Below are 13,472 nucleotides of genomic sequence, written 5' to 3' on the forward strand. Positions count from 1 at the left end.
CGGGCACGGTGCGGACCCGCGCCGTGCCTCCCGTCCGTCGCCCCGACGTCAGCCGGGGACGCTCGCCGTGAGGACGCCCGCCTGCGCGAACACGGCGTGGATCGCGTTCGCGGCCTCCTCGAACGCCCGGTTGCCGCGCGCCATCCCGATCGCGCCGCCCTTCACCATCGACCGGCCGGAGCCGCGGAGCCGCCGGACGACGGTCCGGCCGTCCTGCGTCACCATGACCTGTACGTCGAGGCGGGTGTGGAACGTGCGGTCGTTCGCCAGGGAGCCGACGAGGAGCGTGAGTCCGAGGCTGCCGCGGGTGGCGCGGAGACCACCCTGGTCGGCGTCGTCGACCGTGTAGCCCTCGTGGACGAGGGCGTCGCGTGCGCGGGCACGTGCGGTCACCGGGTCGGCGGCGACGAAGAAGTCGTGGCTCTCAGGCATGCGGAGGGGTCCTCTCGTTCGGTGGCTGCGGGTCGATCATGCCGGTTCGCCGCCGGTCGCGCGCGGCACCGGGCCGTCCGTCGGGGTCGTCGCCTACCCTGGTGAGGTCATGACTGCCTCCTACACGCGCCGCACCCTGTTCTCGCTCGCCGGTGTCGCCGGTGTCGGTCTCGCGGTCGCCGCGTGCTCGTCGGACGGCGGGGGGAAGGCCTCGGCGACGAAGCAGCCGGGCGCGACCGGGTCGGCGCCGACGACCGGCTCGTCGACCGCGAAGCCGGTCGCCTCGAAGCTCGAGCCCGCGCAGGTCCCGCTCGCGGGCGGGGTGACCGTCACCGTCCACGGGACCGGGCTCGACGTCGTCAAGGGCGTGACGGTCGGCGGTATCGCTGCTCGCGACGTCCGGGCCACCGCGGGGAAGGTCACCTTCACGGTCCCGCACCAGGCGATGTACACCGCCGGCGATGCCGACGTCGCGCTCTTCACCGAGACCGTCGAGCCGTCGCCCTCGGCGAACCAGTCCTCCGACGGCAACGGCAGCAGCGCGAACGACGGCCAGTCCGGTGCGACGCAGGACTCCGCGACCGCCGCGCCGACGCCGACCGCGGCCCCGACGCCGGACGCCGCCGATGCCGTCGCGACGACGTCGCTGGCGTACGCAGCACTCACCGCGACGGACCGACAGCTCGCCTACGCGATGCGGTACTGGAAGGACTACAACCTCGCCGAGTACGGGACGATGAACCCGATCGGCGGGGACTGCGCGAACTACGTCAGTCAGACCCTGATCGCCCGCGGGTGGGAGCAGCGCGACGACTGGTACAACCGCGACGCCGGCGCCGCGCACTCGCCCACGTGGACGTACTGCCCGGCGATGGACCCGTGGCTCAGCGAGCACGCGGCCGAGTTCGGCCTGACGAAGCGGTCGATCGACGAGCGGGACAAGGTGAAGGTCGGCGACATCGTGTTCTTCGACTGGAACGACAACGACTCGCCCGACCACACCACGATCGTGTCCGAGGTCTTCACCGAGCCGGACGGCACCGTGCGCATCAAGTCCGCGAGCCACAACCAGGACGGCCCCTACCGCGACCTCGACGAGATGATCACGGTGCAGCACCCCGGCGGCAAGGCCTGGTTCCACACGTTCGACGCGTAGCCGCGGGCACGGTGGCGCAGGCGCGGTGGCGCGGCCGCGGTGGCGCGTTCTGCGATCGCACAACCAAAGGCGGTTCGCGCCGCGGACGCCCGTGGTTCGGCATGACTTCGGTTGTGCGAACGCAACCGGCACCGGCACCGCCACCGCCACCGCCACCGGCGCCGGCGCTACGCGCCGCCCGCGCCTACGGGTACCCGAGGAACCACAGGAGCACGACCGCCACGGGCTGCAGGCACATGCCGACCACGAGCCACGCCACAGCACGGCGCCGTGTCCCGACGAACACGTCCGACCCGAGCAACGGCGCCGTCGGCATGAGCAGCCGGGGCAGTGATTGCTGCGGCAGGAACACCGCGACGAGGTAGAGCACGTACGCGGCCGTGAACGACCACACGTCGGTGCCCACGGCCCGGACGTCCCGACGGCACCAGAACCACACGGCAGCGGCCAGCACGACGAGCACGAGGACGATGCCCGCCGGCCCGAGCCACGTGCCCGCCATCGTGAACCACGGTGTGAGCGGCGCGAAGTGCTGCCGCCCGACGAACCCGACCCACCACGACAGCTCGGTGTCGAGGTACGCGTCCGGTCGGCCGGTCACGGCGGAGGCGATCACCGGCCACGCGAGCCCCGCGGTCGCGACGAGCAGTCCCGACACGACCACCACGACGCGCTCCCGCCACCGGAACCCCCGCCCGTCCTGCACCCACCGCACGACGAGGTGCACCGCGAGCGCCACGGCGAGGGCGAGCACGCCCGGCTTCGTGAACGCGGCGACGATCCCGAGGGGCGCGATCCACCAGTACCGTCGGCGCACGAGCGCGAGCAGCGCGGCGAACAACAGCAGGAGGAACAGACTCTCCGCGTAGGCCACCTGGAGCAGGAACCCGGTCGGACCGAAGGCGAAGAGGGCGGTCGCCCACCGCGCGGCCCGGTCGCCGCGGACCGCCCGCACCACGCGGTACAGCATCATGCAGGCACCGGCGCCGGCGAGGGTCGCCACGAGCACACCCACGACCCAGAACGACCCGCCGACGACGGGCGCCACCGTGCGGGCGAGCCACGGGAACACCGGCAGGAACGCCCACGCGTTCGGCAGCACGTGCCCGGCGTCGTCCACCGGGATCGCCGTCGGGTACCCCCGCTCGGCGATGATCCGGTAGAAGGACGCGTCCCACGACCCGGAGAACGTGAAGAACGACGGGTCGCGTCGGTACGACGCGAACGGCCACCCGGCCGCGGTCGCGACCCAGTAGAGCGAGCCGAGCAGCAGCGTGCTGAACGCCCGTGAAGCCAGCCACAGGACCAGTGGAGCGGACCACCCGCTGTGGCGCGCCTCCAGGACGGAACCCAGCCGGGAGGCACGGGTCGTCTCCGCCACGTCGGTCACCGCACGATCCTCGCACGCTGCGCAGCAGCGTCGGCCACCAGCAGGCGGACGCGGCCGTCCGCCTGCTGGTGCGCGTCAGCGTCCGGTGACGGCTCGGCGGATCTGCTCGATCGGGACCTTCGGCGTGCGGTCGGCGTTGAGCAGCCCGTTCGTCTCCTGCATCGTGTCGGTGAGCTGGGTGTAGCAGGAGCCGGCGAGGAACGTGCTCGCCCGGATCGCGTCGTACAGGCCGGTGATGCGCGTGATCCAGTCGTCCCCGTCGGACGCCGAGGTGTACCCCCAGCCGTCCTCGCGCTGGACGCCGGGCTGGTAGTTCACGCCACCGAACTCGGTGAGCATCACGGGCTGCCCCTCGTCGACCGCACCGCCGACGAGGATCTGCCGGTCGGCCGGACCCATGCCGCGCAGCAGGGCCGTGCGGGCCGCGTCGTCCGCGTACGTGCGGGCCAGTACGGCGCCGTCGCCCTCGTAGTCGTGGACCGAGAGGATGTCCGACGCCGGGTGCTCCCAGCCGTCGTTCGAGATCACCGGGCGGGTGGGGTCGAGCGCCCGGGCGACGTCCGCGAGCGCACGCGCGTACGCCTGCTGAGCCGGGTCGTCCGCGATGTGCTGCACGCCCCAGCTCTCGTTCGCGGGGACCCAGGTCACGATCGACGGGTGCGAGGCGTCGCGCTCGACGGCGTCCATCCACTCCCGCATCAACCGCTGCACCGCCGTGGGGGAGAACGCGTAGGCGCCGGGCAGCTCGCCCCAGACGAGCAGTCCGAGCTTGTCGGCCCACCAGAGGAAGCGCGGGTCCTCGACCTTCTGGTGGTTCCGCGCGGCGTTGAAGCCCAGCTCCTTGATGAGCTCGACCTCGCGCCGGAGGGCCTCGCGGGACGGGGCGGCGAGGTGCGAGTCCGGCCAGTAGCCCTGGTTCAGGACGCTGCGGACGTCGTACGAGTGCCCGTTGAGCAGGAAGGCGCCCTGGCCGATGGAGGTGGTGCGGACACCGAAGTAGCTCGCGACCGCGTCGGTCGCCGTGCCGCCTGCGTCGAGCAGGGTGACGGTCGCGTCGACGAGCCGTGGCGTCTCGGGCGTCCAGACGAGCTCGTCCTCGGCCTGGCCGTTCGTCTGCCGGGGGAGCGGCACGACGACGTCGAACTCGGTGTCGATCGCGCTCGACCAGGCGACGTCGCCCAACGCGGACTCGACGGTCGCGAGGTGCTCGTCGGCCCACCACGCCTCGACGCGGAGGCGCTCGCCGCCGGGACGGGTGCCGGCGAGCCGGACGGAGAGTCGGACCGTGGCGTGGTCGACGTTCGTCCAGCGCAGCGCCGCGATCGACACGGTCGGCACGGCCTCGAGCCACACGGTCTGCCAGATGCCGGTGGTCCGGCGGTACCAGATCGCGTGCGGCTCCTCGTGCCAGTCCTGCTTGCCACGGGGCTGCGTCAGGTCGAGCGGGTCGTCCTCGGCACGGACGACGAGGGTGTGCACGGCGTCGGGGTCCGCCGTCAGCACGTCGGTGACGTCGAACGCGAAGGGCGTGTGACCGCCCTCGTGCTCGCCGGCGAACTGCCCGTCGACCCAGACGCGCGCACGGTGGTCGACGGCTCCGAAGTGCAGGACCAGACGGGGCTGCGCGGACGAGTACCCGGCGGCGGCGAGGTCGGCTGCGGTGAGCTGCCGGGAGTACCAGACCACGGGGTGGAAGCCCGGTTCGTCGATCCCGGACGCGACCGACTCCGGCGGGAACGGCACAGTGATGTCCCGGGCGTCCGGGAAGCCCGAACGCCAGGCGGCGTCGTCCCCGTCGTTGCGGAACGACCACGTGCCGTCGAGGTCGGCCCAGGCGGGGCGGAGGAGCTGCGGCCGCGGGTACGTCCCGTCCTGCTCGGTCGCGACGGGGAGGGCAGTGGGGGCGGCGTCGTTGCCGGCGAGCGTGCTCATGCGTCCATGCTGGACCCGTTCGTACATCGTTGTAAAGAGGTGTGGCAACGGACGGGCCCCATGTCGCTCGTCACGCGATCGCGGCGTCCCGTGTCAGCACCATGACGTCCATCCGGCCCTGCTGGACGACCTCGCCGTGCTGGTTGCGGAGCGACACCGCGCGCTCGACGACGCCCGTCGTCCCCGAACTCGTCAGCCGCGTCGAGAGGATCTCCACCGTGCACGTCACGGTGTCGCCGATGAACACCGGAGCGGTGAACCGCCACTGGTCGATGCCGAGCAGCGCCACGGCCGAACCCTCGAAGACCCCAGTCCGCGCGATGAGGCCGAGGCAGAGCGACGTCCCGAGCAGTCCGTGCACGACGCGCTGGCCGTAGCGGGTGCGTGCCGCGAACTCGACGTCGGTGTGCACCTGGTTGTTGTCGTTCGTCCACGAGGCGAACGACACGACGTCGGCCTCCGTGATCGTCCGACCCGGGGTGGTGAAGGTCTGTCCGGCGGCGAGGTCCTCGAGGTAGTGCGGCACCCAGTCATCCTCGCACCGCGAGCACCGCGAGCACCGCGAGCACCGCGAGCACCGCGAGCACCGCGAGCACCCGCGTCCCCCACCTCCTCAGCGCCGAGCGCGTAGCCTCCGCGGCATGAGCGACGCTCCCGCCGACCACGACCTCGCCCCGTGGATCGCCGCACAGCGCTGGTACGCCGCCAAGGGAGGCGCCGGCCCGACGCTCCGCACGCTGTCGACCGACGACGACACCCGGCTGGTCCTCGACGACGCCGCGACCGGTGCCGTCCTCTACCAGGCGCCCGTCGTCGTCCGCGACGGCGCCCTCACCGACGCCACGACCGACCTCGAGTGGGTCAGGGGCCTCGCAGCCCGGATCGACGCGGACCCCGAGTCGCTCCGCCCGATCGGCACCGTGACCGCCGCGCGCGTGCTGTCCGGCGAGCAGTCGAACACCTCCGTGATCTGCGACACCGAGGCCGGCGAGCAGGTCATCGTCAAGGTGTTCCGCGTCCTGCACCACGGCGACAACCCCGACGTCACCACGCAGCTCGCCCTCTCCGCGGCCGGCAGCACCCGGGTGCCGGCGGTCTACGGCGCGCTCCGCCGCAGCTGGCCCGACACCGGGCGACCGGACGGCACCGCCACCGGCCACCTCGCCGTCGCGCAGGAGTTCCTCCCCGGTACCCGCGACGCCTGGCGTGTGGCGCTCGACGACGCCCGCGCCGGTGTCGCCTTCGCCGACGACGCGGCACGGCTCGGCGCGGCGCTCGCCGAGGTGCACCGCACGCTCGCGGAGGTCCTGCCGACCACGCCCGCGACGGACGACCGCCGCCGTGACGCCCTGGCCACGATGCACGCCCGCCTCGCCGCGGCCGAACGCGAGGCGCCGGCGGTCGCCGAGCACGCCGACGCCGTGCGTGCCGTGTACGCACGGGCAGCCGAGGCGTCGTGGCCGGACCTCCAGCGGGTCCACGGAGACCTGCACCTCGGCCAGGTGCTCGCGGTGCCGGGGGAGCGGGGGTGGGTGTTCCTCGACTTCGAGGGTGAACCGCTCCGTCCGCTCACCGAGCGCTCGGTGCCCGACGTCCCGCTGCGCGACGTCGCGGGCATGCTGCGGTCGTTCGACTACGTGGCGGGAGCACTCGCCCGTGATGCCGACCCGGTGGACACCGGCGACTGGGCACACGAGGCCCGGAGCGCGTTCCTCACCGGCTACGAGCAAGGGACCGGCGGCGACCTCCGCGCACACCGCGAGGTCCTCGACGCCTTCGAGCTCGACAAGGCCGTCTACGAGGTCGTCTACGAGAGCCGCAACCGGCCGGACTGGGTCGGCATCCCCCTCGCGGCCGTCGCGCGGCTGGCCGCGCGCAGCGCTGGCTGACGGGTCCGCGCGCACAGCGCTGGCTGACGGGTCCGCGCGCGCAGCGCTGGCTGACGCGCCCACCTGACGGCCTGGAGGCCCGTGGCGACGCCGCCACGGGCCTCCAGGCCGTCATCCGGTCACGTCAGTTGACGGGGCCGGTGTACTTCTCGCCGGGGCCCTTGCCCGGAGCGTCCGGGATCGAGGAGGCCTCGCGGAACGCGAGCTGCACCGAGCGGAGCCCGTCGCGCAGCGGACGGGCGTGGTGGTCGCCGATCTCCGTCGCGGCGGCGGTGACCAGACCGGCGAGGGCGGTGATGAGCTTCCGCGCCTCGTCGAGGTCGGTCTGCTCCTGCGGGTCGTCGGCCAGCCCGACCTTCACGGCCGCGGCGCTGAGCAGGTGCACCGCGACGGTGTTGATGAGCTCGACCGCCGGCACCTCCGCGATGTCACGCGCCTCGTCGGCTCCGGTGGGCTCGTTCGGCGGGGTGTCGGTCACGGTGCTCCTCTGCTAGACTCTGTCGCGGCAGATGCTGTCCGTGCGCCCTCGGGGGCTCGAACGGCGTCTTGCGAAAGAGGAGTCTCTCCCACCCGCGGCTGTGCACCACCAGGCTACCGGGTCCCCATCGCTCCGCCGGGCTCAGCACCACGAGCACGGCAGGTCCTCCCGCAAGGGACGACGTCGGGCGGTGCAACGGGTTCCGATCCGTGCGTCAGACCTCCTCTCTCGTGCCGTCGTCCAGGGCAACAGCCCCGGACGGCCAACCACCTGATTGAAGGAGCTCCGCATCACCGATCCCCGCACCAACGACCGAATCCGCGTTCCCGAGGTCCGACTCGTCGGCCCCCAGGGTGAGCAGGTCGGCGTTGTCCCGATCGCCATGGCCCTGCGTCTCGCGCAGGAAGCCGAACTGGATCTGGTCGAGGTCGCCCCGAACTCGAAGCCGCCCGTGGCCAAGATCATGGACTACGGCAAGTTCAAGTACGAGGCTGCGCAGAAGGCCAAGGAAGCGCGTCGCAACCAGGTGAACACGGACCTGAAGGAGGTCCGGTTCCGCCTGAAGATCGACAAGCACGACTACGAGACCAAGCGCAAGCGCGCCGAGGGCTTCCTCCTCGGTGGCGACAAGGTGAAGGCCATGATCCTCTTCCGCGGTCGCGAGCAGTCGCGCCCGGAGCAGGGCGTCCGCCTCCTGCAGCGGTTCGCCGAGGAGATCGCCGAGTTCGGTGTCGTCGAGTCGCGTCCGACCCAGGACGGCCGCAACATGACGATGATCATCGCTCCGCTGAAGAACAAGTCCGACGTCAAGGGCGAGCAGAACGCCAAGCGTGCTGCACAGAAGGCCGAGCGTCGCGCGTCGGAGCACGCCGCGAAGAACGGCGAGGAGTCCCCCGCCGCTTCCGAGCAGCAGGCCGCTCCGGCCGAGTAGGTCTCCCCGACCGAACCCGCGACGACGCGGCTCCCCACACCCATCCCACGGAAAGGCACTCCATGCCCAAGCAGAAGACCCACTCCGGGTCGAAGAAGCGCTTCAAGGTCACCGGCAGCGGCAAGATCATGAAGCAGCAGGCCGGTATGCGTCACAACCTCGAGGTCAAGAGCGCCAAGCGCAAGGCCCGCCTCAACGAGGACCAGGTCCTCGCGAAGGCCGACGCGAAGAACGTCAAGAAGCTTCTCGGCCACTGAGCCGGCGGAACGTAAAGGAATAGATCAATGGCACGAGTAAAGAGAGCGGTCAACGCCGCCAAGAAGCGCCGCGTCGTTCTCGAGCGCGCCGAGGGCTACCGCGGTCAGCGTTCGCGTCTGTACCGCAAGGCCAAGGAGCAGGTCACCCACTCCCTCGTCTACGCGTACCGCGACCGTCACGCCAAGAAGGGCGAGTTCCGTCGCCTCTGGATCCAGCGCATCAACGCTGCGTCGCGTGCGAACGGCCTGACCTACAACCGCCTCATCCAGGGTCTGAACCTGGCCGGCGTCGAGGTCGACCGTCGCATCCTCGCGGACCTCGCGGTGAACAACCCCGACACGTTCGCGGCGCTCGTCGAGACCGCGAAGAAGGCCCTGCCGGCCGACACCTCGGCCCCGAAGGCCGCGTAGTCACGCCAGCCGCACCACGAAGCCCCCGTTCCGTCCGCGGAGCGGGGGCTTCGTGCGTTCCTAGACTGGTGCCCGTGAGTGATCTCTTCGAGAACCCGAAGGCCGGCCGTGTCCGCGCCGTGGCCGCCCTCGCCAAGAAGGACGTCCGCGCCGACACGGGCCTGTTCCTGCTCGAGGGGCCGCAGGCCGTCCGGGAGGCGCTCGAGTACCGCCCGGAGCTCCTCCGCGAGCTCTACGTGACGCCGACCGCGGCCGCGCGCTACGCGCTCGACGACGCGCCGGTCGACACCTGGTTCGTGACCGAGCAGGTGCTCGACACCATGGCCGACACGGTCACGCCGCAGGGCGTCGTCGCCGTCTGCCAGCAGTTCCCGACGTCGGTGCGGTCGGTCTTCCCGGATCCGGCCTCCGTCGACGTGGCCCCCGTCGACCCGACGGACGGCCTGGAGGCCCGTGGCGCCTCCGCGACGGAGGGCTCCCTCCCCGGACTGGTCGCGATCCTCGAGCAGGTGCGGGACCCCGGCAACGCCGGCACGATCATCCGCGCCGCCGACTCCGCCGGCGCCGACGCGGTCGTCCTCACCGGGCGCTCGGTGGACCCGTACAACCCGAAGGTCGTCCGCTCGACCACGGGCTCGCTGTTCCACGTGCCGGTCTCGGTCGGTGTGACGCTCGCCGACGCGGTCGGGCGGGCGAAGGCCCTCGGCTACACGGTGCTCGCGGCGGACGTCTCGGGCGACGACCTCCCGGAGGTCCGTGCCGACGGGATGCTCGACGGACCGACAGCGTGGGTCTTCGGCAACGAGGCCCGCGGGCTGACCGACGAGGACCTCGCGCTCGTCGACCGTGCCGTCAAGGTGCCGATCTACGGGCAGGCGGAGTCGATGAACCTCGCCACGGCGGCCTCGGTGTGCCTGTACGAGAGCGCGTTCGCGCAGCGGGCCGCGGCTGCTTCCTCCACAGCCGGCTGACGCGTCGTCTCCCTCCACCGTCCGACAGGTACAGGACGGCGGTATCCCATCGGCCGGTAGGCTTGGGCCTCGTGTCAGAACACCTCGAGATCAGCGAACCGGCCGTCAGCGCCGCCGTGGACGCCGCCCTCGCGGCCGTCCGGGCCACGACGACCGTCGCCGAGCTGAAGCAGGCCAGGGCCGAGCACACCGGTGAGCAGTCGCCGTTGGCGCGGATGAACGCGTCGATGCGCAGTGTGCCGCCGGAGCAGAAGGCCGCGGCGGGCAAGCTCGTCGGCCAGGCCCGCGGCCGCGTCAACCAGGCCGTCGCCGAGCAGGAGTCCATCCTGGCCGAGGCCGAGGAGCGCGCACGGCTCGAGTCCGAGCGGGTCGACGTCACGGCCCTGCCGTCGCGTCGCACACCGGGGTCGCGTCATCCGCTGTCGCTCCTGAACGACGCCGTCGCGGACATCTTCGTCGGCATGGGGTGGGAGGTCGCGGAGGGCCCCGAGCTCGAGCACGAGTGGTTCAACTTCGACGCGCTGAACTTCGACCAGGACCACCCGGCCCGAGCGATGGCCGACACCGTCTTCGTCGAGCCCGTCGAACGGCACCTGCTCATGCGGACGCACACGTCGCCCGTGCAGGTCCGCTCCCTGCTCTCCCGAGACCTGCCGCTGTACGTCATCGCGCCCGGGCGCGTGTACCGGGCCGACGAGCTCGACGCCACGCACCTGCCGGTCTTCACCCAGGTCGAGGGCATCGCGATCGACAAGGGCCTGACGATGGCGCACCTGCGCGGCACGCTCGAGCACTTCGCCCGGCAGATGTTCGGCGCCGAGGCGCAGATCCGTCTCCGCCCGAACTACTTCCCGTTCACCGAGCCGAGCGCCGAGATGGACGTCTGGCAGCCGAACGCCAAGGGTGGCGCCCGGTGGGTCGAGTGGGGCGGCTGCGGCATGGTCAACCCGAACGTCCTGCGCGCCGCCGGCATCGACCCGGACGAGTACCAGGGCTTCGCGTTCGGCATGGGCATCGAGCGGACGCTGCAGTTCCGCAACGGCCTGAACGACATGCGTGACTTCCTCGAGGGCGACATCCGCTTCTCGCAGCAGTTCGGAACGGTGGTCTGATGCGCGTCCCACTCCGTTGGCTCGGTGAGTCGGTCGACCTCCCCGAAGACGCCACCCTCGAGCACGTCCACGCGGCGCTCGTGTCGGTGGGCTTCGAGGAAGAGGACGTCCACACCTACGACCTGACCGGCCCGATCGTGGTCGGCCGGGTGCTGTCGCTCGAGCCGGAGCCGCAGAAGAACGGCAAGACGATCAACTGGTGCCAGGTGGACGTCGGCGAGCCGGAGCCCCGCGGCATCGTCTGCGGCGCGCACAACTTCGTCGCCGGTGACCTCGTCGTCGTGACGCTGCCCGGCGCCGTGCTGCCCGGCCCGTTCCCGATCGCCGCCCGCAAGACGTACGGCCACGTGTCCGACGGCATGATCGCCTCGGCGCGTGAGCTCGGCCTCGGCGACGAGCACGACGGCATCCTGCGCTTCGCCGACCTCGGGATGGAGCCCGAGGTCGGAGCGGACGCCATCGCCCTGCTCGGCCTCGACGACGCCGCGGTCGAGATCAACGTCACCCCGGACCGCGGCTACGCCATGAGCATGCGCGGAGTCGCCCGCGAGTACGCGCACGCCACCGGGGCCTCGTTCCACGACCCGGTCGACCGCGTGACGCCCCGCTCCGCCGAGGGCTTCCCGGTGGCCATCGACGACCAGGCGCCGATCCGTGGCCGTCAGGGCGCGACGACCTTCGTGACCCGGGTCGTCCGCGGCATCGACCCGACCGTGAAGACACCGGCGTGGATGGTGTCGCGCCTGGCACTCGCCGGCGTCCGCTCGATCTCTCTGCCGGTCGACGTCACGAACTACGTGATGTTCGAGCTCGGCCAGCCGCTGCACGGGTACGACCTCGCGAAGGTCGTCGGCGGGCTCGGCGTCCGGCGTGCGCACGCGGGGGAGACCCTCGTCACGCTCGACGACGTCACGCGGAAGCTCGACCCGGAGGACCTCGTCATCACCGACGGCGACGGTCCGGTCGGGCTCGCCGGCGTCATGGGCGGTACCCGGACGGAGATCTCCGACACGACCACCGACGTCCTCCTCGAGGCTGCCGTGTTCGACCAGGTGTCGATCGCCCGGACCGCTCGTCGCCACAAGCTCCCGAGCGAGGCGTCCCGGCGCTTCGAGCGCGGCGTCGACCCGCTCGTGTCCGAGGCGGCCGCGAACCGCGCCGTGGACCTCCTCGTCGAGCTCGCCGGGGGCAGCGCGGACCCGCTCGGCTCGACCCTCGTCGACACGACGCCCCGACCGACCATCGCGATGCGGATCGGGCGCCCGGCCGAGCTGATCGGCGTGGAGTACACCGACGCCGAGGTCATCGACACCCTGCGTGCGATCGGCGCCACGGTCGAGGTCGACGGCGATCTGCTCGCGGTCACGCCGCCCACCTGGCGCCCGGACCTCGGCGACGACACCACCCTGGTCGAGGAGATCGCCCGGATCGTCGGCTACGGCCGCATCCCGAGCGTCCTGCCCGTCGCCCCGCCCGGCCGCGGACTCACCGGCCACCAGCAGGCTCGTCGCCGGGTCGCGAACGCCCTGGCCGCCGCCGGCCTGGTCGAGGTCGTCACCGCACCGTTCGTCTCGGCCGCCACGCAGGACGCCTACCCGGGCATCGACGGCGACGGCGGCCCGAGCGTCGTGCTCGCCAACGCCCTCGACAGCGAGCAGAACCGACTCCGTCGCAGCGGTCTGCCGGCGCTCGTCGACGTCGCACGGCGCAACGTGTCTCGCGGACTCGTCGACGTCGCGGTGTACGAGACCTCCCGGGTCTTCCTCCCGACGGACGGGCACGAGCTCGGCACCGTCGACGTCCCCGCGGGCGCCGCGCTGCCGGACCGCGAGACCCTCGCCGCCCTCGACGCGTCCCTGCCGGCGCAGCCGTTCCACGTCTCCGCGCTCCTCACGGGCAACCGGGTCCCGAAGCAGCCGGGCACCGCAGCGGAGCCGTACGGGATCGCAGATGCGCTCGACGCGGCACGCGAGGTCGCCTGGGCCGTCGGCGTCGACCTGACCGTGGCGCAGTCGACCCACCCGTCGCTGCACCCGGGGCGCGCGGCGTCGCTCCTCGTCGGCGACTCCGTCGTGGGCATCGCTGGCGAGTTGCTGCCGGAGCTGAGCGAGGCCGCGGTGCTGCCCCGCGTGGTCGCCGTGCTCGAGCTCGACCTCGACGCCCTGGTCGCGACGGCCCCGGAGCTCGTGTCGGTCGCCCCGATCGAGTCCTACCCGGCGGCGACGCAGGACCTCTCCCTCGTGGTCGACGCGGACGTTCCGGCCGGTGACGTCCTCGACGTCGTCCGCTCTGGTGCCGGGGAGCTGTTGGAGTATGCTCGGCTCGTGGACGACTACCGGGGCACCGGCGTGAGCGAGGGACAGAAGTCCCTGACGTTCGCGCTGCGCTTCCGCGCCACGGACCGCACGCTGACCGCTGCCGAGGCCTCCGAGGCCCGTGACGGCGCTGTCCGACGTGCCGGCGAGCGATTCGGGGCGACCCTGCGCGACTGATCCACAGGATCACCGCCCGGG

Annotated in this window: 13 protein-coding genes; 8 read left to right on the forward strand and 5 right to left on the reverse strand. The window is 72.2% G+C overall.

The window, feature by feature from the left end:
- Positions 1 to 48: 48 nt before the first annotated feature.
- The gene (locus QPJ90_RS07385; RefSeq protein WP_290133782.1) at positions 49 to 432 is read right to left on the reverse strand and encodes a hypothetical protein; all 384 of its coding nucleotides are present in this window, start codon (positions 430 to 432) and stop codon (positions 49 to 51) included.
- A 109-nt stretch (positions 433 to 541) separates the two neighbouring features.
- On the opposite strand from QPJ90_RS07385, the gene QPJ90_RS07390 reads away from it, so the two are divergent.
- Positions 542 to 1,588, forward strand: coding sequence for an amidase domain-containing protein (locus tag QPJ90_RS07390; RefSeq protein ID WP_290133783.1), 1,047 nt, complete (start codon positions 542 to 544; stop codon positions 1,586 to 1,588).
- A 184-nt stretch (positions 1,589 to 1,772) separates the two neighbouring features.
- Here QPJ90_RS07390 and QPJ90_RS07395 read toward each other — a convergent pair whose 3' ends face one another.
- The 3 genes from QPJ90_RS07395 to QPJ90_RS07405 form a co-directional block, all read right to left on the reverse strand.
- On the reverse strand, positions 1,773 to 2,978 hold the full coding sequence (locus QPJ90_RS07395; protein WP_290133784.1) for a hypothetical protein: 1,206 nt from the start codon (positions 2,976 to 2,978) through the stop codon (positions 1,773 to 1,775).
- Between the two features lie 75 nt (positions 2,979 to 3,053).
- Positions 3,054 to 4,910, reverse strand: coding sequence for a glycoside hydrolase family 2 TIM barrel-domain containing protein (locus tag QPJ90_RS07400; protein ID WP_290133785.1), 1,857 nt, complete (start codon positions 4,908 to 4,910; stop codon positions 3,054 to 3,056).
- A gap of 70 nt (positions 4,911 to 4,980) precedes the next feature.
- Positions 4,981 to 5,436 (reverse strand): MaoC/PaaZ C-terminal domain-containing protein, encoded by a 456-nt coding sequence (locus tag QPJ90_RS07405; RefSeq protein WP_290133786.1) that lies wholly within the window; start codon positions 5,434 to 5,436, stop codon positions 4,981 to 4,983.
- 115 nt (positions 5,437 to 5,551) lie between these two features.
- On the opposite strand from QPJ90_RS07405, the gene QPJ90_RS07410 reads away from it, so the two are divergent.
- Positions 5,552 to 6,799, forward strand: a complete 1,248-nt coding sequence (locus tag QPJ90_RS07410; protein WP_290133787.1) for a phosphotransferase — start codon at positions 5,552 to 5,554, stop codon at positions 6,797 to 6,799.
- A gap of 124 nt (positions 6,800 to 6,923) precedes the next feature.
- On the opposite strand, the gene QPJ90_RS07415 is transcribed toward QPJ90_RS07410, so the two are convergent.
- Positions 6,924 to 7,277, reverse strand: a complete 354-nt coding sequence (locus tag QPJ90_RS07415; protein WP_058726113.1) for a DUF1844 domain-containing protein — start codon at positions 7,275 to 7,277, stop codon at positions 6,924 to 6,926.
- A 274-nt stretch (positions 7,278 to 7,551) separates the two neighbouring features.
- On the opposite strand from QPJ90_RS07415, the gene infC reads away from it, so the two are divergent.
- The 6 genes from infC to pheT all read left to right on the forward strand — a co-directional run bounded on the left by infC (position 7,552) and on the right by pheT (position 13,451).
- The gene (infC, locus tag QPJ90_RS07420; protein ID WP_290133788.1) at positions 7,552 to 8,208 is read left to right on the forward strand and encodes a translation initiation factor IF-3; all 657 of its coding nucleotides are present in this window, start codon (positions 7,552 to 7,554) and stop codon (positions 8,206 to 8,208) included.
- 62 nt (positions 8,209 to 8,270) lie between these two features.
- Entirely contained in the window at positions 8,271 to 8,465 is a 195-nt protein-coding gene (gene rpmI, locus QPJ90_RS07425) for a 50S ribosomal protein L35 (protein WP_022903519.1), read from the forward strand.
- Between the two features lie 27 nt (positions 8,466 to 8,492).
- Positions 8,493 to 8,876: a 50S ribosomal protein L20 gene (rplT, locus tag QPJ90_RS07430; protein ID WP_058726112.1), complete on the forward strand. Its 384-nt coding sequence runs from the start codon at positions 8,493 to 8,495 to the stop codon at positions 8,874 to 8,876.
- A 74-nt stretch (positions 8,877 to 8,950) separates the two neighbouring features.
- The gene (locus tag QPJ90_RS07435; RefSeq protein WP_290133789.1) at positions 8,951 to 9,847 is read left to right on the forward strand and encodes an RNA methyltransferase; all 897 of its coding nucleotides are present in this window, start codon (positions 8,951 to 8,953) and stop codon (positions 9,845 to 9,847) included.
- A gap of 71 nt (positions 9,848 to 9,918) precedes the next feature.
- Complete coding sequence (gene pheS, locus QPJ90_RS07440) at positions 9,919 to 10,959, forward strand: phenylalanine--tRNA ligase subunit alpha (RefSeq protein WP_290133790.1); 1,041 nt, start codon at positions 9,919 to 9,921, stop codon at positions 10,957 to 10,959.
- Positions 10,959 to 13,451: a phenylalanine--tRNA ligase subunit beta gene (gene pheT / locus QPJ90_RS07445; RefSeq protein ID WP_290133791.1), complete on the forward strand. Its 2,493-nt coding sequence runs from the start codon at positions 10,959 to 10,961 to the stop codon at positions 13,449 to 13,451. The genes pheS and pheT overlap by 1 nt, the downstream gene beginning before the upstream one ends.
- Positions 13,452 to 13,472: the final 21 nt, after the last annotated feature.

The organism is Curtobacterium sp. 458 (genome assembly GCF_030406605.1).
Taxonomy (GTDB): Bacteria; Actinomycetota; Actinomycetes; order Actinomycetales; family Microbacteriaceae; genus Curtobacterium.

Coding starts and splice junctions, on each gene's coding strand:
- rpmI (WP_022903519.1), top strand. CDS start 8,271: ATGCCCAAGCAGAAGACCCACTCCGGGTCGAAGAAGCGCTTCAAGGTC.
- QPJ90_RS07400 (WP_290133785.1), bottom strand. CDS start 4,910: ATGAGCACGCTCGCCGGCAACGACGCCGCCCCCACTGCCCTCCCCGTC.
- pheT (WP_290133791.1), top strand. CDS start 10,959: ATGCGCGTCCCACTCCGTTGGCTCGGTGAGTCGGTCGACCTCCCCGAA.
- QPJ90_RS07390 (WP_290133783.1), top strand. CDS start 542: ATGACTGCCTCCTACACGCGCCGCACCCTGTTCTCGCTCGCCGGTGTC.
- rplT (WP_058726112.1), top strand. CDS start 8,493: ATGGCACGAGTAAAGAGAGCGGTCAACGCCGCCAAGAAGCGCCGCGTC.
- QPJ90_RS07410 (WP_290133787.1), top strand. CDS start 5,552: ATGAGCGACGCTCCCGCCGACCACGACCTCGCCCCGTGGATCGCCGCA.
- QPJ90_RS07385 (WP_290133782.1), bottom strand. CDS start 432: ATGCCTGAGAGCCACGACTTCTTCGTCGCCGCCGACCCGGTGACCGCA.